1 pseudogene is annotated in these 211 nt (G+C 26.1%); it reads left to right on the top strand.

The window, feature by feature from the left end:
- A pseudogene (locus tag EO083_RS09850) lies at positions 1-211 on the top strand (transposase); the annotation flags it as partial.

The following is a 211-nucleotide window of genomic DNA, read 5'->3' on the forward strand; positions in this document are numbered from 1 at the left end:
AGATGGAAGAATAAAAATAAATAATCTACCTTCTAGGCAAACAATACACTATAGATTGAAAAGATTATCAAAAAAGATAGTAAGTAAGAAACTAAAAAGACTTTTTAGTACACTGCTAGTTATTGACAGTAGTAAAATTAGAGGAAAGAAAAAGAGACTTCATCTATTATATGAAGCAAATGCAAAAGTGTTATTAGATTTTGAAATAGGA

It is taken from the genome of Thermosipho globiformans, from assembly GCF_003990895.1.
GTDB lineage: Bacteria > Thermotogota > Thermotogae > Thermotogales > Fervidobacteriaceae > Thermosipho > Thermosipho japonicus.